Raw genomic sequence first — 19810 nt, 5'->3', positions numbered from 1 at the left:
GTCTACAGTGCGGTAGACCGTCTACAGGATTGTAGTCAGTAGGTGGTCGCCAGTAGTCACGGGTGCCGTGTCCGCGTGCTCCCGTCCGTCCAGTATGAGAGGGCTCGCGTATGACGGTGCTCGCGACCATGGCCGCTCCCACGGCCTCACGGTTGGCGGTGAATCTCAGTGCCCAGTCCCTGCTGTCCACAGCCGGCCTGCTGGCCACCGGGACAGCCCCCGGCGGCCTGCGGCTGTCCCTGACGCCGCTGCTGCTCGTCGCCGCCGCGGGGACACTGGTCGGCTCCCAGTGCGGCTACCTGATCGGGCGCAGGGCCGGCGGAGCCCTGCTCGACCGCAGCGAATCGGCCCGCCTGCACCAAGGAGCCCGGAGCGCGGAGGAGTTGCCGGAGCGGTACGGGCACGCGAAGGCGCTCGTGCCGGCCCGCTTCGTGCCGGTGGTGCGCACGGTGCCCAACCCCATGGCGGGCGCCCTGCGAGTGCCCATACGGACGTTCACCGTGTGGCAGCCGGCCGGCGGACTCGTCCGGAGCCTGGGCCTGATCCTCGCCGGGTACGCCCTCGGTTCGTCCGTGCCGAACGTGGACCGCTACCTGCTGCCGATCGTCGCGCTCGTCGCCCTGTCACCGGTCCCCCTCGCCGCCGAGCTCTACCGGTCCCGCCGGGCGCAGGCGAAGGAGGCACGCGGATGATGCTCGCCTTCGACGGGGCCTCGGTCGACGGCTCCGCCTACACGGACGTGGTGGACCTCGCCCGCCGCTCCCCGGCCTGGCTGGACAGCCTGGTGTCGGCCTGGTCGACGTACGGGCTGGCGGTGTTCGCCGTGCTGATGGCCGTGGGCTGGTGGCGGGCGCGGCAGGTCGGCGCACGTGCGGCGCTGGTCGCGCTGGCCGCGCCGGTGACCGTCGTGGTGGCGTACGCGGTGAACGACGCGTTGAAGCTGGTCGTGCGCGAGGACCGGCCCTGCCAGAGCCTGCGGGTGGTGACGCTGGAGGCGTGCCCGGCGCCGGGTGACTGGTCGTTCCCGAGTAATCACGCGGCCGTCGCCGCCGCGGCCGCCGTCGCGCTCCTCTTCGTCTCCCGCCGGCTCGGTACGGTCGCGGCGGTGGCCGCCTGCGCGATGGCCGCCTCCCGGGTCTGGGTCGGCGCGCACTATCCGCACGACGTCGTGGCCGGCGTGCTGGTCGGGGCTCTCGTTGCGTCGCTGCTGACGGCCGTGGTGCGCAGCCACCCCGACGCACTGGCGCGACGGCTCAGCGCGACGCGGATACGTCCGCTGCTGGTGCCTGCGCGGTGAACCGCCGGGAGATCGCCGATCCGGCCGGATGCACCGGGCTGGGCGCCCTGGCGGCGTTCGGTGTCCTGGCCCTGGTCGTGGTCGGCGGCGACGGTGCCGTGCTGTACACGGACGAGGACCTCCACTCCTGGCCCCCTGCACACCGCCCCGCCGTGGCGCTGGCACTGGCCCGTGGGCTCACCGCCACCGGCACGGGCGTGATCCCTTACATGCTGGCCGTGCTGGCGGGTCTCGTCGCCGGACGTTCCGTACGCGGCCGTCTGTTCGCCGTCGCCCTCTGCGTCGCCTGCCTCGGCACCGGGCAGGCGGCCCGGTACGGGGTGATGCAGCTGATCGCCCGGCCCCGCCCACCCCGGGCGGACTGGGCGGCACACGCCTCGGGGTGGGCGTTCCCCTCCGGCCACGCCACCACCGCCACCCTCACCGCCGGGCTGCTCGTCGTCGCGGTACTCGTGCGCGGCCCGCGCGGCCGGGCCCTGCTGGCCCTCGCCGCCTGCTGCTGGGGCGCGCTGGTCGGACTGACCCGCGTCTACCTCGGGGTGCACTGGTTCACCGACGTCCTCGGCGGCTGGTTGCTCGGCCTCGGCTGGCTGGGACTGTGCGTCGCCGCCGTGGCCAAGTGGGCGCCCGAACAGGTCATCTCGGGTACCGGAGACACGACGGTGACCGGTACGACGGACACCGCGGAGGAGGTGGTGGAGCATGCGCCCCAGGATCCTGGTCGTCGAGGACGATCACGTCCTGCGTGACGTCCTGCTGCGCGGTCTGCGCGACGAGGACTTCGACACCGTGCCCGCGCCGGACGGTGCGACCGCCCTGCGCCTGGCCACCGCCGACCTCGCCGCGGCCGTACTCGACGTCGGCCTGCCCGACGCGGACGGCCGTGACGTCTGCCAGGCGATGAGGGGGAACGGCTTCCTGGCCCCGGTCGTCTTCCTGACCGCCCACCACCGGCTCACCGACCGGCTCAGCGGCTTCTCGGCCGGCGGTGACGACTACCTGCCCAAGCCCTTCCACCTGGTCGAACTCGCCGCCCGGCTGCGGGCCGCCGTCCGACGCGCCGGTCCTCGGCCGACCGCCGCGACCGGAGACCTGGTCCTGGACGCCGTCCGGCACCGTCTCACCGTACGCGGCGCCGGGGTGGACCTGACGCCGACCGAGTTCCGCCTGCTGGCCGCGCTCATGGCCGCGTCCGGGGACATCGTGCGCCGACGAGAGCTGGTCAGAGCCGGCTGGCCCGAGGGCGCGCACGTCAGCGACAACACCCTCGACCAGTACCTGACCCGGCTACGTCGCAAGCTGCGCGACAGCGGCAGCGAACTGACCGTCACCACCGCCCGCGGCATCGGCCACCGTCTGTCATGACCGCACTCCTGACCCGGCCGGTCTCCCGCCCGCTCTCCCGTCTGGCGCCCCGCACGCTGCGCGGCCGGCTCTCCCTGGTCGCCCTCGCCGCCGCCGCGTTCCTGATGGTGATCCTCACCGTCGTGTTCAACGCCGTGGTCCGACAGCACCTCCAGCGGCAGGCGGACGACGAACTGCGCACCCGGGCCGCCGCCGTGGCCACCACCGTCGACACCGGCCGTGCCGGAGTACGCGTCCGGGAGACGTCGAACGACGAACTCCTCGACACCAACGTGTGGATCTACGCGGGCACCCGCCTGCTCGAACGGCCGCCCTCCGCGTCGCCCACCAGCCCCGTCACCCGCGCCGCCACCCGGCTCGCCGCGCGCGGCGGGCAGCACTGCACCACCCTCGACGAGCGCCCCGGTCGCCCCGTACGGATGTGCGCGCAGGCCATGGGCGGCGCCGCGACCGTGGTCACCGCCTTGAACCTGTCTCCCTACCGCAGCTCGGCCGACACTCTGCTCCTCGCCTCGCTCACCCTCGACGCCGTCGTGCTCACCTGCGCCTACGCGCTGACGCGCCTGGCCGTCGGCCGAGCGCTGCGTCCCGTCCGCACGATGACCGACCAGGCCACCCAGTGGAGCGCCGTCGCCTCCACCGAGCGCTTCGGCGCGGCCGGGCAGCCCACCGAACTCGCCCGCCTCGGGGTGTCGTTGGACGCCCTCCTGGACCGCATCCGGGCCGTACTGCGCCACGAACAGCAGCTCACCCGCGAGTTGTCGCACGAACTGCGCACCCCGCTCAGCCGGATCGTCGCCGAACTCGACTGGTGGCAGGCCCGGCCCCGCTCGGCTGCCGACACCCGGACCACCCACGCGGCCATCAGCGACGCCGCCCAGTCCATGCGCACGATCTGCGACACCCTGCTGGACGACGCGCGCGACAGCGCCTCCACCGCGCCCGGCACCGCCGACGTCCTGCCCGTGCTGCGTCTCCTCACCGAACGTCTCGAAATCCCCGGACACGTCAAGGTCATCGTCGACGGCACGCACCCGGGTCTGGAAGCCGGCGTCCCGCCCGCGCTCCTCGAACGCATCGTCAGTCCCCTCCTCGACAACGCCCTGCGGTACGCGCGCTCACACGTCACCGTCGTGGCGCGCCGGCAGCCGGCCGGCGTACGCATCGATGTCACCGACGACGGCCCCGGCGTACCGCCCTCGTTCGCCGGGAAGCTCTTCCAGCCGGGCCGGCGTGCCGAACCCGGCGACGGGCACGGCGGAGCGGGCCTGGGGCTGCCGCTCGCGCGACGCCTGGCCCGCTCCGCCGCCGGGGAGGTCACCTACGACGAACTACGCGCCCACGGAGCGCGGTTCGTGGTCACCCTGCCGGCAGGGTGACCCGCTCCCGCTCGGTGACGTCCTTCCGCGTCACCGTCAGGAACACGACGAGGCCGAGGATCACCGCCAGGAACAGCACGCTGGTGACCACCGTGCCCAGGCCGAGGCCGCCGTCCGCGGTCGGCTGGGAGAGGTAGTCGCCCACCGAGGCGCCCAGCGGCCGGGTGAGGACGTAGGCGATCCAGAAGCTCCACACGGCGTCGAAGCCCAGCGCGAAGTGCACCACCGCGACCGCGGCGATGGCGAGGGCGAACAGGAGCGCCGACACCCAGTAGCCGAGCGACATGCGCTCGGCGACCAGGTCACCGGCAGCGGTACCGAGCGCGAAGGTGAACAGCACGGCGAGCCAGTAGAAGGACTCACGGCTCAGGGTGTCGATGTCGTGAATGGACAGCGTCCGCTCACGGCGGTACCAGACGACGAACACGACCGTGAGGACGATCGCGAACACCGTCGTACTCAACGCCAGCGGCACGCCCAGGTTGTCGGTGAGGTTGTCGCTGATCAGCGTGCCGACGACGCTGATCAGTGCCACGGCCAGCCAGTACACGCCCGCGCGGTAGGCGGGCGTACGGAACTGCCAGACCAGCACCGCCGCCAGCAACACGCTCATCAGCAGCGACACACCGGTCAGGCCCAGGCCCAGCTTCTCGTTCAGCATGTCGGCCGCGGTCTCGCCGACCGTCGTGCACAGCACCTTGATCACCCAGAAGTACACGGTGACTTCGGGAACCTTGTTCCAGCGCAGACCGGGGCCACGAGCAGCGGCCGCGGAGCCGGGGGCTGCGGGCATCTCGGACGTCTCAGAGGTCTCGTATGACATGAGGCCGACCGTGCCACCGGCTGCCTGAACGCATCCTGACTGCCGCATCGTGGACATCGGGCGCCGTGAGCACCGCCACACCACCGCGCCCACGCCCTGTTCCGCCGCTCCGACTGGTCGCGGGCGAGGCGCTCGCCGTCGTCCGGCAGTTCCCCGGGCAGGGAATCCCCGACGCGGGCCCTGGCGACGGACTGGGACTTCGGTTCACCGCTCATCGCGACTTGTCGCTCTTGACCTGGAGCGTGGCCCCTCGCGGTCTGGGTGTACGTCACCGTCTCCACGGAGACGATCCGGTTGCTGTTCTCCACGGCCGCGTACACCCGACCGGAGTCGGCGGACAGCGCGAGGCCGATCACGCCGAAGATCCCGGTCGGCGTCGCCTTCACAGGACGACTGCGAGTACCGTCGCGATCGAGATGGCCCGACGCGACCGGCGGCGTGCTGCGGAACGGCAGACCACCGGCACACGCCGCGCCGTCTCCCTCGCCGACGGAGCCCGCGCCTCCCATGTCGCCCCCGACGCCCCGCGCGCCCTGATGGAGTGGGACGGGCAGACATGGGTGACAGTCGGCGTTGCCCCGAACGCGGACGCTGCCCGGGAGTTCCTCGGCCACGTACCCGCGCCTGCCCCCGAGAGCGGACCGAGGCCGTCCGAAGCGCCGCCCTACGTATGGCGGACGCCGCCGATGCCCTGCTCGCCCACTGCTACGGCGGTGCCGCTGAGTGATCACCTCGTCGCCGCATTCGCCCCCCTCACCCCCGACCCGGGCCGGGCCGGGCCGGGCCGGGCCCCGAAGGCTACCTACGAGCGGGCTGCCCCCGAGGACCCGGTCCTGTCCGACGCGGACTGGGCCGCGGTCGCCCGCCGCATGGTCGCTGCCACCGGCATCACCCCCGACGGCGACGAGCAAGCCTGCCGGTGCGCCGACGACGGGCTGCGCCGCGTCACGCCCGGGGACGGTACCGCCGCCGAGCGCCATGACCAGCGCCGAACGCCACAAGGCGGAACGCCAGGGCCGAGTACGGGCCGGCGTCCAGGCGGTTGCGGCCCCGGCCGTCGGCCGGATGGCGGGCGTTGTGCCCGACGGGGCCATGGAGGTGACGACCAAGTAGAGCGGCATCGCATCGTGTGCCTTCGAGGTCTCTGGCGTGCCTGCAAGAGACGCGCCGCCAGAGCGCACAGGATGGCGCCTGGCCTCGATACCGGTCGAGGACAAGGCCGCGGCAGGAGACGGGCTTCGCCGGAGAGGCTGTGCAGGCGCGAAGGAGATCCCCAGCTGAACGTCCCACCGCGCCCGGGGGAGCGCGGTGCGCGCTCGTGCACCCGCTGTGCCCACCGGACGTTGCGTTCCGTGCCCATGGCGTGCCCGTAAGAGCGGTCCACCGCGGTCAGGAGCGGCGCGTTCTGCCGCGTCCTACGGCGTCGAGCCGCCTCGGGCGGGTTGTGTTCAGGCGGGCCGGGTGGGGGCCCGTAGTTCGGTCTTGTATCCGCCCTGGGGGGTGGGTTCGGCGGTGAGGGTGCCGTCGAGCAGTTCTGCGCGTTCTCTCAGGCCGATCAGGCCGTGCCGGGCGCTGGGCAGGGCGACGGAGGGGCGGGTGGGGGCGGTGTTGGTGATGGTGACGCCGAAGTGGTGTGCGTCGTGCCACAGGTGGACGTCGGCGCGGGCGCCGGGGGCGTGCTTGCGTACGTTCGTCAGGGCTTCCTGGACCGTGCGGTAGACGGTGCGCTGGGCGGTTGTGCTGATGCCGGGCGGGAGCCCGCCGGTCAGGGTGGTCTCGATGCCGCTGTTGGCGATCAGCTGCTGGAGGTCGGCGAGGGTGGGCTGGGGGGTGAGTTCGGTCTCCTTGCCGCCGGAGGCGCGCAGCAGGGTGACCATGTGGCGGAGTTCGTCGAGGGTGTTCACGCTCAGGGTGCGGATGGTGCGGGCGGCGTCACGGGCGTCGGGGTCCTTGGCGGCGACCTGCAGGGCTCCGGCCTGTACGGCGATGAGGCTGACCTGGTGGGAGACGACGTCGTGCATCTCGCGGGCCAGCTGGGCGCGTTCGCGGGCGAGGACGGTCTGGGCGTACAGGGCGCGTTCGTGCTCGCGGGCCACTTCGACCTCGACGAGCTGGCGGGCCACGTCGTGTCTGGCCTGCACGAGCTGGCCGAACAGGATGGGGGCGAAGGCCGTGGCCAGCGTGTAGACGAACTGGATGAGCGTCCAGGTCCGGTCGCCGGGAAACGTGTCGCCGGAAAACGTGTCGGACAGGGGCCAGGCGAGTGTGGCCGCCGCCGCGTTCAGCAGGGCGCAGCCGGCCAGCAGCAGGCGGTTGCGGGTGCGCGTGGCCAGTGCGTACAGGGCTGCGATCGGCGCGACTGCCACGTCCATGAACAGGGTCATGGGCAGGGTCAGCAGGAACACGGCCAGGGGAGAGCGCCTGCGCAGGAGCAGTCCGGCGCAGCCGAGGGCGGCGCAGGCCCATATGAACGGTGTCGCCTCGCCGTAGAGGTTGATCCAGGCGTCGAGCGCGGCGAGCACGACGAGGCCCGCGTCGACGGCCCAGGGCGGCACCCGCCGCCACAGTGCCTGGCCCATGCTCATCGCCCCTTGCCCCGTGCCGGGTCGGCGCCGTCGTCGCTGAGCAGTCCGGCCCGCTCCGCGAGGAGCGCCGCCTGGACGCGGCCGGCGACCCGGAGCTTGGTCAGGATCGAGCTGACGTGGTCCTTCACGGTGCCCGCGCTCAGATGGATGCGGGTGCCGATGTCGGCGTTGGACAGTCCTTCCGCGATCAGGACGAGGACGTCACGTTCGCGGTCGGTGAGCAGGTTCACGCGCGCCACGTCCTCCGCGACCTGGGGCGCGTCCGCCCCGGGATGGCCGCGCAGCAGTGCCCGCGAGGCCTTCGGGGACATCACCACCCCGCCCGCGGCCAGGGTGCGGACGAGTTGGGCGAGTTGTTCGGGCTCGGTGTCCTTGAGGAGGAAGCCCGCGGCTCCCGAGTGCAGCGCGGTCAGGATGTACTCGTCGGTGTCGAAGGTGGTCAGCATGGCCGCCGTCGGCGGTTCGGGCAGCGTCCGGATCTCCCTCAGGACGGTCAGGCCGTCCACGTCCGGCATACGGATGTCGAGGAGCACGACGTCCGGCCGCTCGCGCCGGATCACGTCGACGGCCCGCGCTCCGTCCGCGGTCGCCACGACCTGGATGCCGTCGGAGGCGTTCAGGATCAGCTCGAACCCGGACCGCACCAGCGCCTCGTCGTCCACCACCACTACCCGGATCACCGCGTTCCGCCTCACACTCGTCTGCTCTGTCACCGCTGCCGTCGACACTACGTCCGGCACGGGCACGCGGCGGTGGGGCCGCTGTGGACACCCGCCACCCGGCAGGCCTGTTCCAGCCGTCCGGGGGGAGTGCTCCGGCCCGTCGGCGGGCGGATGGGCGAGGTCCGGCGGATGGTGTCCGCGGCTCTCGTCCGGTGGGATCGGTCCGTGGGCCCGCCCGAGTCCGCGGGCCGCAGTCGATTTCCGTACCGTTCGAGGATCACCCAGCCATGCCCCGCTTGTACCCGCGTCAGCCTGTCCGTGCTCTGCGCCGCTGTGCGGCACGGCCCCATGTGCTGTTCGGGGGGGTGTACGGGGCGGTACTGGCCAGCTCCATGGTGGCCGCCCTGACGGAACAGGGCGAGACGGCGCCGGCCGACCGGTTCAGCAGCGCCCAGTGGCTCCTGGTCACGGCCGTCGCCTCGGCCTTGGCGCACGGGTACGCCCATCTGATCGCCCTGCGCGGCGACCGGACCCATCACGGTGTGCGCGCCGGGGTGCGGCTGTTGCTGTCCGAGTGGCCGTTGGTGGTGGCGACGGTGCCGACGCTGGTCCTGCTGCTCGGCGCGGCCTGGGGGTGGTGGCCCTCGGCGGGCATCGAGTACGTGGCCTTCGCCGTGAACGTGGTGCTGCTGTTCGCCTGGGGCCTGCTCGCGGCCCGTGCTGCCGGTCGCACGTGGGCCTCCGCCGTGAAGATCGGCATGGTGGACGCGTTGCTCGGGCTGGCGGTCGTGGCGGCCAACGCCCTCATCAAATAGGGCAGTCGACCGTCCGGGCCCCCGACCGGCCCGCGCGGTGCTGTTCCGCCGGTCGGCGGGGCGGTCCCGGCCGGTCGGCGGGGGCGTTACCGAAGCCTGCCGGATGGTTCGCCTCCTGACGGCACCGAAGCATCTTCCGTATGGCACAGACACAGCAGCCGCAGGAAACGTCCGCTCCGCAGGAGAACTCGCCTCCACGTCCGCGACCTCGCCCGGGTCCGGCGGGAAGGCCACCGGCGGTCCCTCGATGGGACGTCTGGTCGGGGTGGATCTGGCCCGCGCGCTGGCCGTGTTCGGCATGTACATCGTGCACATCGGCCCGCCGCTGTCGGCCACACACGGCGTCGCCAGCTGGATCCGGTACATAGCCGACGGCCACTCGTCGGTCCTGTTCGCCACCCTCGCCGGGTTCTCCCTGATGCTGATCGCAGGCCGCTTCGAGCCGAAGACCGGCCTGGCGGGCCGGCAGGCGAAGGCCCGGATCGCGATCCGCGCCGTGCTCCTCCTGGCGCTGGGCACCGTGATGGCGATGGAGTACGGGGGCGTGATCATCCTCGGCTTCTACGGCGTCTACTTCCTCCTCGCCCTGCCTCTGGTGCGACTGAGCGCCAGGACGCTGGCGATCATCGCGGCGGGGCTCGCGCTCGTCATGCCGCAGCTGGCGTTCGTCCTGACCATGGGCTTGAGCGAGTCGGTCCAGCAGAGCATCAACGCCTACGACCCGCTCCGCCACCTCAGCGAGGTGGGAGTGCTGGATCTGCTGCTCACCGGTTTCTACCCGGCGCTCACCTGGATGCCGTTCGTGATCGCCGGAATGGCGCTGGGTCGCATGGACCTGTCGGCGGCTGCCGTCCAGCGGCGCCTGGCGGCTCTCGGCGCCGGTCTCGTCGTGGGGGCTTACGGCTTGTCCCTGCTGCTGGCGGGCAGGAACGCGTTGAGGAGCACGGCCGAGGACGGGTCGTCGTCCAGTGGCTCCGGGGCGGCGTCCATGGGCAGCGGGTCCATGGAGCCCCAGCGGTCGTTCTCGGAACTGTTGGCCGCCGGGCCGCACAGCGGCACCACGTTCGACATCATCGGCAGCGTCGGAGTCGCGATCCTCGTGATCGTGGGCGCGACCGTGCTGATGGACCGCGTGCCGCGTCTGCGCCGCCTGGCGAAGCCGGTCATCGCCGTGGGCACCATGTCCCTGACCGCCTACGTCGGCCACTTCGTCGCGCAGTCCGTGCTGTCCACGCCCGCCGGGACAGGGACCCAGCAGTCCTGGGTGCCGCTGCTCATGTACGTCCTCGGGGCGATCGTGTTCGCCACCGTCTGGTCCCGCTTCTTCCGCCGCGGCCCCCTGGAGCACCTTCTCAACACCGCCACCAAGCCCGCCAAGTACATCCGGTGAGGTCCGGTCGGGGTGGCTCGGCTTCCTGCCCCACCCCGGCCTGAACGGTCTGCCGAGGCCCGCAGGGGGATCGCCCTTGCGGGCTTCGGCTGTTGTTCTTGGCCGACCCACGTGGGGAGGCAGCCGGGACAGGCAGGCGAGGAGCGACACGGTGTCCCCTTCGCCCGAGGGTGTACTCCACCCTGAGGCCGGCGATGTGCTCGACGGGCTCGTCCGGGTCGCGGGGGGCTGTCGGCGAGCGGAACGTCGAGGGACCGGCCGTGGCGGTACAGCACAGAGATCCGGCAGATGTCCGACGCCACCATCCCGCCACCCGGCACGGCCGGCCTCCGCCCTGCGGCGGGGGCCGGCCGGTGGACGACGGCCGGCGGCACCGGCGAGCCCGTGGGTCAGGCCCGGCTCACCCGCCGGGGCGTCCCGCCGGGGTCAGGAGCTGCGTCGCCGCGAGCTGCGCGTACAGCTCGTCCTCGGCCATCAGCTCCTCGTGGGTGCCGACCGCGCGGACCTTGCCCGCGTCCATGACGACGATGCGGTCGGCGTCCGTGACGGTCGACAGGCGATGGGCCACGACCAGCACGGTGGTCTCGCGGGCCACGTCCGCGATGACGTCCCGCAGTGCCAGCTCGTTCACGGCGTCGAGCTGCGAGGTCGCCTCGTCCAGGAGCAGCAGCCGGGGCCTGCGCAGCAGCGCGCGGGCGATCGCGATGCGCTGGCGCTCGCCGCCGGAGAGTTTCGTGCCGCGGTGCCCGACCGGGGTGTCCAGACCGTGCGGGAGACGCTCGACGAGGGCGTCGAGCCTGGTCCGGGCGAGGACCTCGCGCAGGTCGTCGTCGGTCGCGCCGGGCGCGGCGAAGACCAGGTTCTCCCGCAGCGTGCCGGCCAGCACCGGCGCGTCCTGCTCGACGTACCCGATGACGGACCGCAGCTCGGACAGCGGCCACTTGGTCACGTCCTCGCCGTCGACCAGGACACGGCCGCCGGTCGCTTCGTAGAACCGCTCGACGAGCGCGAAGACCGTCGACTTGCCCGCGCCGGAGGGGCCGACGAACGCCGTCATCCCGCCGCCCGGCACCGCGAAGTCCACCCGCTGGTGGATGTCCGGCAGCCCGGGCCCGTACCGGAAGGACACCTCCTCGAAGCGGACCGACGCCGGGCGCGGCCGTACCGCCTCCGTCGCCGTGGGCCGCACCGGCCGGTGCCGGGTCTGAGGCTCCGTCGCCAGGCCGTCCACCTGCGCGATCCGGGCGATCGCGGCCGCGCCCTCCTGGTAGTGGGACGCTGCCTCGACCAGCTTGTACACCGGCTCCATCAGGTAGAAGAGGTACAGCAGGAACGCGATGAGCGTGGACACGGGCATGTCCCCGGACGCCACCCGCGCCCCGCCGACGGCGAGGACCGCGAGGAACGCCAGTTCGACGGCGAGGTTGTCCGCCGACCCCAGCACGGCCTCCCACTTCGCGCCGCGCACGCCGTGGCGCCACGCCCTGCGTGCCGCCGCCTCGACGCGGGCGGTCTCCCGCTCCTCGGCGCCGGACGCCTTCACCGTGCGGAACGCGCCGAAGACCCGCTCCAGGCCCGTGGACATCTCCCCGACAGCCGCCTGCGCACGCTCGGCGGCCTGCCCGATCTTCGGCATCACCAGCGCGGCGGCCACACCGACGACCGCGACCACGCCGAGCGTGACACCGAGCAGAACGGCATCGAGGAATCCCATCACCACGACCGCCGCGACCAGCGTCACCGCCCCCGTCGCCGCGGAGACCACCGCCTGGGTGCTGACGGCCCGCAACAGCGTGGTGTCGGAGGTCACCCGGGACATCAGATCGCCCGGCTGCATCCGGTCCACCTCCGTGAGGCGCAGCCGCAGCAACCGTCCGATGAGGCCGCGGCGGGCGGCGAGCACCACCGACTCCGCCGTCCGCTCCAGCACATAGGCGCCGAACGCCTCGGCCACCATGCTCAGCAGGACCAGAACGGTCATGGCCAGCAGGACGGTGCCGATCGTGCCACCGGACGAGAGCCGGTCGACCAGCGTCTTCGTCGCCAGCGGCTGCAGCAGCCCGCCGGCGGCCCCGGCCAGCGCGCACAGCAGACCCAGCGCGACGGCCCGCCGGTGCGGACGGACGTACCCGTACAGCGCCTTGAGCGTCTCGCGGGCGCGCAGGGACTCGGCACCCGTCGCCTCCGGGGCGGATGCGGTGTTCACAGACTTCCTTTCCTAGGTGTTCGGCCGCGCACCGCGTCAGCGGCTGCGGGCATCAGCCCGCCAGGGGGCCATGGGGCGGCTCAGTGGGCGAGTGAGGCCGCCCGCGAGGCGAAGAGGTGCACCCCTGCTTCGTAGAACTCAGGGCGGACGACGAACAGAACACCGGCGCCCGCCACCAGCGTCAGGCCGAGAAGTTCCAGCAACCGGCCGCTGCCGGGCTCGACGGCGGTCTCGGGCTCCTTGTCACGAACGTGCTCTGTCATGCCTTCAGCCTGGACGCCCGGCCGGTCGCCGCACATCCGGCGACTGTCGGGTCCTCCCCCGCCGAGTGGCTGGAAAGACCGGCCTGGGGCAGGAGGGGCAACAGGAATCGCGGCGTGCCCCATGCCCCAGGCGTACAGCAGTGCGGCGACGCCCAGCACCGCGGCCAGCGCCGGGCGTTCCCAGCGCGCCGGAGCTTCCGGCCGGTCGCCGCGGCGGTGCGATTCCCGGCGGAGGCCGTGGGAGCCGGTCTGCTCCGGGCGGTGGGGACGACGGCCATGGCGAAGGTCCTTGAAATCAGGGTCGAGGCGGCACACGCTCGGACTTCTGGTGGTGCCCGCCCGAGGCTCAGCGGACGCGATTCGCCAGTTTCGTGGCGCTGTTGAGCAGGTACTCCAGCGGTCCGCGTCGGAAGAAGCGGGACCAGATCGCCGCGAACAGGGTGGCCCCGAGGACGAAGCAGAGCAGCAGCGCGGCGGAGGCGGACTGCGGCGGGGTGGCCGCTTCGCCGGGCAGGGCGAGGATGACCAGGATGTGGCCCACATAGAGGGTCAAAGACATGGTGCCGACCGCGATGACGGGAGTTGCGAGCCGGCGCAGCCACCGCAGTCGGTCCATGGCCACCGTCAGGCACAGGAGCACGGTGATCGCGATCCCGATGCTGCCGATGAGGTCGAACGTGGAACCGGTGTGCGGCTCGGCTGCCAGGAGCCCCCATGCGTCGGGGCCACCCAGCCCACCACCGACGGGCGAGTCGAAGGATCCCGATGCCATGGCGGCGTCCTTCATGGCACCTGGGTCCTTCATGGCGCCGAAGTCCTTCATGCCAGGCATCCCGGCCATGATCTTCTGAGCGCCGCCGGTCAGCCGGAGCGCCAGCCACGAGACGCCGTATCCGAACGCGATCAGCGCGGGACCGACGACGGCCAGCCGCCGCTGGACCGTGCGGGAGGTCAGGTCCAGCCGGCCCAACGTCATGCCGGTGACCACGAACGTCATCCACGTGATCGCCGGGTAGAGGCCGAGGAGCAGGAGGTCGAGCACGCCTACGCCGGATAGCCGCGCGATCGGGTCGTACGAGTCGATGCTGTTCACGATCGACTCGGTGAGCAGCGCCCGGATCACGTACGCCACCTGCGGTGTGACGACCGCGAGCGTCACCGCGATGACCGCGAGAGTTCTGGCCCGCAGCCTCAACAGGGGCAGGGCCAGCAGGAAGTACACCGCGTAGAAGTTGAGGATCCCGGCGCCGCCGAAGTTGGTCATCGCCAGCGCGCTGCCCAGCACCAGGAGGATCACGGCCCGGATCACGATCCGGGCCCTCGCCTGCCGGCCGGCCAGTCCGGTCTTCGGCTCGAAGCGGCCCGCGATCAGCATCAACGAGAAGCCGGCGAGCGTGGCGAACAGAGCCGACGCCCGGCCGCTCGCCAGCTCCAGGAACCAGTCGCCGATGCCGCCGCCCGGTGTGGGCGCGGGACCGACGTGCACGGCGAACATCCCGAACACGGCCAGTGCACGGGCGAGGTCCACCCCGACCAGCCGCGCCAACGACGCGGGGCGTTCCATCGCCGTGTCGGACCCGGGTGAGGGTGAGGGCCGGGAAGGCGTCTTCTTGGCGCTTTCGATCTCGGTCACCGGGACAACCCTGCCGAGGCGGTGGGCGGTCGACCATCCGCCGGGCTTCGGGAGGTGCCCCGCCGGTCGGCCGACCGACCCCCTCCGACTGGCGGGGGACGGTCTCGGCCGTACGTCAGCAGGCTCACCTGAGGAAGGCCGGGAGGACGACCGTGCGGACTCCAGCGTCGGACCCGGTCTCGCCGGGGGCAGGTCTGCCGTTCGTCCGCTCTGGCTCGGCCACGCGGAGGCGGATGACGAGGTTGTCCAAGTCGAGGGCCGGCGATGCCGATCTTCCAGCCGCGCGGGGTGTTGGCGGGCAGCCGGGAGCCGTGCCGCCCGGCGGGCTCGCCGCCTGGGTTACCGGCCTTGCGCACCTCCGCGGCGAACTGCTCGGCGACCGCGCCGGTTGGGGTCTGGCGAGCGCCGTCCACGACCAGCGCCTGCTCGACGCGCTGACGATGGTGCCGCGTGAGGACCGGGGCGGCGCGCGGCATCACCTCGTCCGTGGAGGTGCGGTCGCCGTCGGTGACGGTGAACCGGACGGCGATCCGGCCGTCCCAGTCCTCCCGTATGACGTCCCGCCCGTCCAGGCCGAGTCGGAGCCCCGCGCGCAGTTCGGCAGAGTAGGCCCGTTAGCTGGGCTTTCGGTCATATCCGATCACTTATGCTGACCCGGACCAAGATGATGTCGTCGCGGAGGCTTGGCGCCATGGGTCTGGATCTGAATCTGCTGGTGCCCTTGGACGCCCTGCTGCAGGAGCGCAGCGTGACGCGGGCCGCCCAGCGGCTCGGTCTGAGCCAGCCCACCGTCAGTGCCGCACTGGCCCGGCTCCGCCGCCACTTCGGCGACGAGCTGCTCACCCGCGTCGGCAACCAGTACGAACTCACCCCGCTGGCCGAGCGCCTGGCCCCGCACGCCAAACGGACCCTCGACTCGGCCAACCGGGTCTTTGGCATCCACCCCGACTTCGACCCCGCCACCGCCGAGCGCGAGTTCACCCTGATCGTGACCGACGTCCAGCTCGCCACCTTCGGGCGCATCCTGACCGCCCTGGTGCACGAGGCGGCGCCGGGGGTGAGGTTGCGGTTCCAGCACAACAGCCCGCACCTCGTCCGCGGCGCGCAGGAGCACCTGCGCAACGTCGACGGCATGGTGCTGCCGCAGGGCCTGCTGACGAACCTCCCGGCCATCGATCTGTACGAGGACCGCTGGGTGTGCGTCATGGCACACGGCACCGCCACGTCCGCTCCGCCGACTCCGGAGGAACTGGCCACCCGCCCCTGGATACTGCCCTATTACCTCCCGTCGTGCGGCTTCTCGCCCCTGCACGGGCTGAATGCCCACGGCATCGAACCGCGGGTCGAGGTCGCCATCGAGAACTTCCTCACCATGCCGTACCTGATCGCCGGAACCGACCGGGTCGGCGTCGTCCCCGAAAGCGCCACCCGCCTGTTTCCCGCCGACAGCGGCACGGCTGTAATCGAACTGCCTTTCAGCGGAAGTCGGTTCGTGCATTCCCTGTGGTGGCACCCCCTGCATGAACGCGACCCGGCACACCTCTGGTTGCGCAGGACCGCGGTCGAGGCCGGTCGAACGGTCGCCGCGAGCACGGCGCGGACCGTGCCCACCGGCACACCGCACACCTGATCACGCCCTCGGAAACCGACCTCCGCAGCGGTATTGATCCCATCTATGCCCGTCATCGGCGATTTCGCGTTCCCAAAGCAGACTGCGGCAGCCAGAGTTGATCACGCTTAGAGCGACTGATCTCGTCACCCCCACCTTTCGGTTTCTCGGAGTTCAACAGTGATACCCAGCGCGTCGCGGACGCCACGGGCAGGACATGTTTCACCCCCGAAGGCGTCGGCCTGCGCCAGGACGCTGGACGAGGTCGTGCGTAGGGCGGCCATGGCGGACGCCAGCGCCAAGTCCATCGCCTCGGGCGTCCGGGTCGTTCCCGGAGTCAACGCCGGCATCGGCTCCGACCAACCTCACAGCGTCTACCCCACACGCTGATCCCTTTCGCCGAGTCGGGCATGTCGGACCGTGACGTACTGCGGTCCACGCCCAGCGAGGCAGCCGACGTGGTCGGCCGGACCGGACACAAGGGCGCCCGGCGCCCCGGTTCCGACGCCGACCTCCTCGCGCTCGGCAGCTCCCCGACCGACGCCGTCTCCGCGGTCACCGACATCCGTGCGGTGTACCGGACAGGCCATCGGGCCCGCTGAGCCAATCCACCCCCCTCCCACAGAACAAGAGAGAGCACACGCAACTGATGCGTACGCACAAGGCACCCCAACTCGCCGCCGCCGCCTTGGCGGTCGTGCTTGCCGCGCCCGGCGTGGCCGCCGCCTGCCCGTGGAACGGAGGCGACAACAGCACGTACTACATCTCGATCGGCGACTCGATAGCCGCCGGCTACCAGCCGGACGTGAACCGGGACACGGACGTCGCCTACTCCGACCAGCTCTACGCCCAGCTCAAGCAGTACCAGCCGGGACTGAAGCACATCCGCCTCGGCTGCGACGGCGAGACCACCGCATCGCTGATCAAGGGCGGCACCTGCTCGTACCCGAACGCCCAGTCCCAGCTGGACGCCGCACTGAAGGCCATGGCCCAGTACAAGGGCAAGGTCGCCTACGTCACCGTCGACATCGGCGCCAACGACATCCTGGAGTGCGTCAGCAAGACCACCGGCGCATTCGACCAGGCCTGCGTCAACCGCGCCACCCAGGCCATCCCCCAGAACGTCGCCCAGATCACCGGCGCACTGCGCGCGGCGGGAACCCCGAACACCAAGTTCGCGGGCATGACGTACTACAACCCGTTCCTCGGGCAGTGGCTCAAGGGCCAGGGCGGGCAGGAGACCGCCAAGGGCTCGGTCTCCCTGGTCAACGCCGAGAACGCGGCCCTGTCGCAGGTGTACTCCGGCGCCGGCTTCAAGGTCGCCGACGTGGCCGGAGCCTTCGGCTCGAACGACTTCACCCCCGTCAACGTGCCCGGCTACGGCCAGGTGCCCTCGAACGTGGCCAAGGTCTGCCAGCTGACCTGGGCCTGCACCAAGCAGGACCCCCACCCGAACGCCTCCGGCCACAAGGTGATCGCCGACACCTTCGCGGCGGTTCTGCGGCAGGGTTAGACATCCCGGCCGTGACGACAGAGAGGCATGGGCCCACCTTCGGGTGGGCCCATGCCTCCCGCCGTCCCTGATGTGCGGATGGATGCCTCCCCCGCCCCGGTCACCGCCCATCCGTTCAGGACGATCCGGCCTGCGCGGACCACTTCCGTCAGCGGCAGACGCCGCACGTCGGTGAACTCGCGGGGGCGCGGTCCCCGGGGTGGCTGGGGTCTGCTTCCGGGCCGTCCGCGGCCGAGCCCGAGCAGGCCGCCCGCGACACCGCGAGCGGCCTGCTGCTTGAGCTCGATCTGCTGACTGCCGGTCAGCTCTCCTGGCCCGTGCGCCTGCGCGCGAAGTAGACCGCGGCGGTGCCGACCACCACGACCGCGAGACCGGCACCCGCGAGGACGGGAGCGTTGCTCGACGCGCCGGTCTCGGCGAGATCTCCGTTCGTGGTCGGGTCGTTCGCCCCCGTGTCCGTGCCGGGCCCGGGCGCAGCCGGCTCGCTGGGGGTCGGGGTCGGAGTCGGGGACGTGTCCTCGCCGGGGGTGTCGTTCTTGGCGAGCATCGCCGCGAAGGCGCCTGCGATCACTTTGTGGCCGTCGGCGTTGGGGTGCGGGTCCTGCTTCGTGCACGCCCAGGTCAGCTGGCAGATCTTGGCCACGTTCGCCGGCACCTCGCCCGCGCCGGGCACGCTCACCTGGGTGGTGAAGTCGTCCGAGGAGAACGCCCCGGCCACGTCCGCCACCTTGAAGCCGGTGGACTTGTACACCTGGGTGATCCCCGCGTTGGCGGCCCTGACCAGGGGTGCCGACTCCTTGGCGGCCTGCTGCCCCGCGGCACCCTGCAGCCAGGCCCCCAGGAACGGGTTGTGGTACGTCGAGCCCACGAACTGGGTGTCCTTCGCGCCCGCCTTGCGGAGCGCGCCCGCGATCTGGGCGAGGTTCCTCGCCATGGTCTGGCTCGCGCTGTTCAGGCACGCCCCGTCGAGGGTGCCGGCCGGGCTGGCGCAGTTGAGGAGGATGTCGTTCGCGCCCACGCTGAGGGTCACGTAGGCGACCTTGCCCTTGTGCTCGGCCATGGCCTGCAAGGCGGCGTCCAGTTGGGACTTGGCGTTCGGGTAGTCGCACTTTCCGCCGTTGATCAGAGACTCGGTGGTCTCAGCGGTGCAGCCGAGGCGTATGTGCTTCAGTCCGGGGGTGCGCTGCTTGAGCTGCGCGTAGAGCTGGTCGGTGTAGGCGACGTCCGTGTCCTTGTCCACGTCCGGCTGGTAGCCGGTGGTCAGGGAGTCGCCGAGCGAGATGTAGTACGTGGCGTCCTTGCCGTTGGTCGCCTCATCGGCGGTGGCCAGCCCGGGCGTGCTCAGCACGATCGTCATGGCTGAGATGGCCAACGGGGGGCCGAAACGCTGCAGGGATCTCATTGTTTACGTGCTTTCCAGTTGCTGGGGGGATTGGGTACCGAAAGGCATTGGCCTGAGACGTGACTGTAAGCAGGGGAACTCAGCCGCAGGGGTTTTCGGGCACGCGAAGAAGGCCTTGGTGAAGGCACAGGGGGATTTCTGCCTCCGTGACACAGCGGGATCTGCCCGCCTTCGCTGCGGAGAGGCGGGTGTCAATCTAGCAAGGCTGACAACGAATTGGATATGGGAGGTCGACAACGTAACGATCACATCGGGCACGTATAACCAGCAGAAGGGCTCGACCGGCCGGGAATTGCTCACCAGACTCGCCGGTAGCCATGCGTTGAGTGATCGAATGCTAAGCATCGCAGAATGCAGACGCTGGAGGTAATCCGGTCCACCGATTCCGCGGAGTCGGACAGCCCACGGCGGTTCGGCTCGGGGCGCGGGTCATGCTGGGTTGCTGCGGCGGGACCGTCGCGGCCCGCGACGCCTGCCGTGACCGCGTCCACGGCACGCAGTCGGCCGGGTCGTTCACGCCCTGATCAGGGAGAGCTGGATGACGGAAACCGTCACGTCCGGTTTGGCGGGCGGCCACGCGGCCGGCCCACCGTCGGAGACCGCCGCGACGGCAAGGAGCGGTGTCTGGCCCGGTTCGGCCACCGGATCGGCGCCAGGCACCCGGTGGCTCGATCGGCCTCTCCGAGATCACCGAGGTGGATGCGGCCGACCGGGAACGGGCCTGCACCGGCAACGTGATGGTGGCCCATCGAGCATCTCCGACGCCCCGCGAAGAGCCATAACGCCCACCCGAGCGCCGTCGCTTCCCAAGCTGAGAGCGCGAGTTCGGTTCTCGTCACCCGCTCCATGAAGAAGGACCAGGTCAACG

The 19810-nt window shown here is 71.6% G+C and carries 17 protein-coding genes and 1 pseudogene; 11 read left to right on the top strand and 7 right to left on the bottom strand.

Features of this window, described 5'->3' with window-relative positions; genetic code table 11:
• Positions 1–128 precede the first annotated feature (128 nt).
• From C1703_RS21195 to C1703_RS21175, 5 genes are read left to right on the top strand one after another with little or no spacing between them, the layout of a single operon-like run.
• Entirely contained in the window at positions 129–692 is a 564-nt protein-coding gene (locus C1703_RS21195; protein ID WP_114257522.1) for a DedA family protein, read from the top strand.
• Positions 689–1297, top strand: coding sequence for a phosphatase PAP2 family protein (locus C1703_RS21190; protein ID WP_114254364.1), 609 nt, complete (start codon positions 689–691; stop codon positions 1295–1297). Before C1703_RS21195 ends, C1703_RS21190 begins: the two co-directional genes overlap by 4 nt.
• Positions 1294–2046 carry a phosphatase PAP2 family protein gene (locus tag C1703_RS21185; RefSeq protein WP_114254363.1) on the top strand — a complete coding sequence of 251 codons (753 nt, stop codon included), beginning with the start codon at positions 1294–1296 and terminating at the stop codon, positions 2044–2046. Before C1703_RS21190 ends, C1703_RS21185 begins: the two co-directional genes overlap by 4 nt.
• Entirely contained in the window at positions 2000–2662 is a 663-nt protein-coding gene (locus tag C1703_RS21180; RefSeq protein ID WP_114254362.1) for a response regulator transcription factor, read from the top strand. The genes C1703_RS21185 and C1703_RS21180 overlap by 47 nt, the downstream gene beginning before the upstream one ends.
• Positions 2659–4041, top strand: coding sequence for a HAMP domain-containing sensor histidine kinase (locus C1703_RS21175; protein ID WP_114254361.1), 1383 nt, complete (start codon positions 2659–2661; stop codon positions 4039–4041). The genes C1703_RS21180 and C1703_RS21175 overlap by 4 nt, the downstream gene beginning before the upstream one ends.
• On the opposite strand, the gene C1703_RS21170 is transcribed toward C1703_RS21175, so the two are convergent.
• The gene (locus tag C1703_RS21170) at positions 4022–4864 is read right to left on the bottom strand and encodes a hypothetical protein (RefSeq protein WP_114254360.1); all 843 of its coding nucleotides are present in this window, start codon (positions 4862–4864) and stop codon (positions 4022–4024) included. The two genes, C1703_RS21175 and C1703_RS21170, sit on opposite strands and share 20 nt — an antisense overlap.
• A 686-nt stretch (positions 4865–5550) precedes the next feature.
• Here C1703_RS21170 and C1703_RS21165 point away from each other — a divergent pair.
• Positions 5551–5890: pseudogene (locus C1703_RS21165) on the top strand (mobilization protein); the annotation flags it as partial.
• A gap of 422 nt (positions 5891–6312) precedes the next feature.
• Here C1703_RS21165 and C1703_RS21160 read toward each other — a convergent pair.
• Complete coding sequence (locus C1703_RS21160; protein WP_114254359.1) at positions 6313–7449, bottom strand: histidine kinase; 1137 nt, start codon at positions 7447–7449, stop codon at positions 6313–6315.
• Positions 7446–8117, bottom strand: coding sequence for a response regulator transcription factor (locus tag C1703_RS21155; RefSeq protein WP_198678434.1), 672 nt, complete (start codon positions 8115–8117; stop codon positions 7446–7448). Before C1703_RS21155 ends, C1703_RS21160 begins: the two co-directional genes overlap by 4 nt.
• A gap of 281 nt (positions 8118–8398) precedes the next feature.
• Here C1703_RS21155 and C1703_RS21150 point away from each other — a divergent pair, with 281 nt between their 5' ends.
• Together C1703_RS21150 and C1703_RS21145 are read left to right on the top strand one after the other, a co-directional pair.
• Positions 8399–8926, top strand: coding sequence for a hypothetical protein (locus tag C1703_RS21150; RefSeq protein WP_114254357.1), 528 nt, complete (start codon positions 8399–8401; stop codon positions 8924–8926).
• Positions 8927–9173: 247 nt separating this feature from the next.
• On the top strand, positions 9174–10316 hold the full coding sequence (locus C1703_RS21145; protein WP_114254356.1) for a DUF418 domain-containing protein: 1143 nt from the start codon (positions 9174–9176) through the stop codon (positions 10314–10316).
• A 400-nt stretch (positions 10317–10716) separates the two neighbouring features.
• Here C1703_RS21145 and C1703_RS21140 read toward each other — a convergent pair whose 3' ends face one another.
• From C1703_RS21140 to C1703_RS21130, 3 genes are all read right to left on the bottom strand, one after another.
• Complete coding sequence (locus C1703_RS21140; RefSeq protein ID WP_114254355.1) at positions 10717–12522, bottom strand: ABC transporter ATP-binding protein; 1806 nt, start codon at positions 12520–12522, stop codon at positions 10717–10719.
• An 80-nt stretch (positions 12523–12602) separates the two neighbouring features.
• Positions 12603–12785, bottom strand: coding sequence for a hypothetical protein (locus C1703_RS39005; RefSeq protein WP_157993143.1), 183 nt, complete (start codon positions 12783–12785; stop codon positions 12603–12605).
• A gap of 346 nt (positions 12786–13131) precedes the next feature.
• Positions 13132–14418 (bottom strand): DUF418 domain-containing protein, encoded by a 1287-nt coding sequence (locus tag C1703_RS21130; RefSeq protein WP_114254353.1) that lies wholly within the window; start codon positions 14416–14418, stop codon positions 13132–13134.
• Between the two features lie 691 nt (positions 14419–15109).
• Here C1703_RS21130 and C1703_RS21115 point away from each other — a divergent pair.
• The 3 genes from C1703_RS21115 (at position 15110) to C1703_RS21105 (ending at position 17540) form a co-directional block, all read left to right on the top strand.
• Positions 15110–16048 (top strand): LysR family transcriptional regulator, encoded by a 939-nt coding sequence (locus tag C1703_RS21115; RefSeq protein ID WP_114254351.1) that lies wholly within the window; start codon positions 15110–15112, stop codon positions 16046–16048.
• Between the two features lie 389 nt (positions 16049–16437).
• Positions 16438–16629, top strand: coding sequence for a hypothetical protein (locus C1703_RS21110; protein WP_114254350.1), 192 nt, complete (start codon positions 16438–16440; stop codon positions 16627–16629).
• A gap of 47 nt (positions 16630–16676) precedes the next feature.
• The gene (locus C1703_RS21105; RefSeq protein ID WP_198678238.1) at positions 16677–17540 is read left to right on the top strand and encodes an SGNH/GDSL hydrolase family protein; all 864 of its coding nucleotides are present in this window, start codon (positions 16677–16679) and stop codon (positions 17538–17540) included.
• Between the two features lie 301 nt (positions 17541–17841).
• Here C1703_RS21105 and C1703_RS21100 read toward each other — a convergent pair whose 3' ends face one another.
• Complete coding sequence (locus C1703_RS21100; protein WP_114257520.1) at positions 17842–18897, bottom strand: SGNH/GDSL hydrolase family protein; 1056 nt, start codon at positions 18895–18897, stop codon at positions 17842–17844.
• Positions 18898–19810 lie beyond the last annotated feature (913 nt).

This window comes from Streptomyces sp. Go-475 (assembly GCF_003330845.1).
GTDB lineage: Bacteria > Actinomycetota > Actinomycetes > Streptomycetales > Streptomycetaceae > Streptomyces.
This window is presented reverse-complemented; position numbering and strand designations above follow the sequence as displayed.

Coding starts and splice junctions, on each gene's coding strand:
- C1703_RS21110 (WP_114254350.1), top strand. CDS start 16,438: ATGTCGGACCGTGACGTACTGCGGTCCACGCCCAGCGAGGCAGCCGAC.
- C1703_RS39005 (WP_157993143.1), bottom strand. CDS start 12,785: ATGACAGAGCACGTTCGTGACAAGGAGCCCGAGACCGCCGTCGAGCCC.
- C1703_RS21175 (WP_114254361.1), top strand. CDS start 2,659: ATGACCGCACTCCTGACCCGGCCGGTCTCCCGCCCGCTCTCCCGTCTG.
- C1703_RS21115 (WP_114254351.1), top strand. CDS start 15,110: ATGGGTCTGGATCTGAATCTGCTGGTGCCCTTGGACGCCCTGCTGCAG.
- C1703_RS21150 (WP_114254357.1), top strand. CDS start 8,399: ATGCCCCGCTTGTACCCGCGTCAGCCTGTCCGTGCTCTGCGCCGCTGT.
- C1703_RS21145 (WP_114254356.1), top strand. CDS start 9,174: ATGGGACGTCTGGTCGGGGTGGATCTGGCCCGCGCGCTGGCCGTGTTC.
- C1703_RS21100 (WP_114257520.1), bottom strand. CDS start 18,897: ATGACGATCGTGCTGAGCACGCCCGGGCTGGCCACCGCCGATGAGGCG.
- C1703_RS21190 (WP_114254364.1), top strand. CDS start 689: ATGATGCTCGCCTTCGACGGGGCCTCGGTCGACGGCTCCGCCTACACG.
- C1703_RS21195 (WP_114257522.1), top strand. CDS start 129: ATGGCCGCTCCCACGGCCTCACGGTTGGCGGTGAATCTCAGTGCCCAG.
- C1703_RS21105 (WP_198678238.1), top strand. CDS start 16,677: ATGCGTACGCACAAGGCACCCCAACTCGCCGCCGCCGCCTTGGCGGTC.
- C1703_RS21160 (WP_114254359.1), bottom strand. CDS start 7,449: ATGAGCATGGGCCAGGCACTGTGGCGGCGGGTGCCGCCCTGGGCCGTC.
- C1703_RS21170 (WP_114254360.1), bottom strand. CDS start 4,864: ATGTCATACGAGACCTCTGAGACGTCCGAGATGCCCGCAGCCCCCGGC.
- C1703_RS21180 (WP_114254362.1), top strand. CDS start 2,000: ATGCGCCCCAGGATCCTGGTCGTCGAGGACGATCACGTCCTGCGTGAC.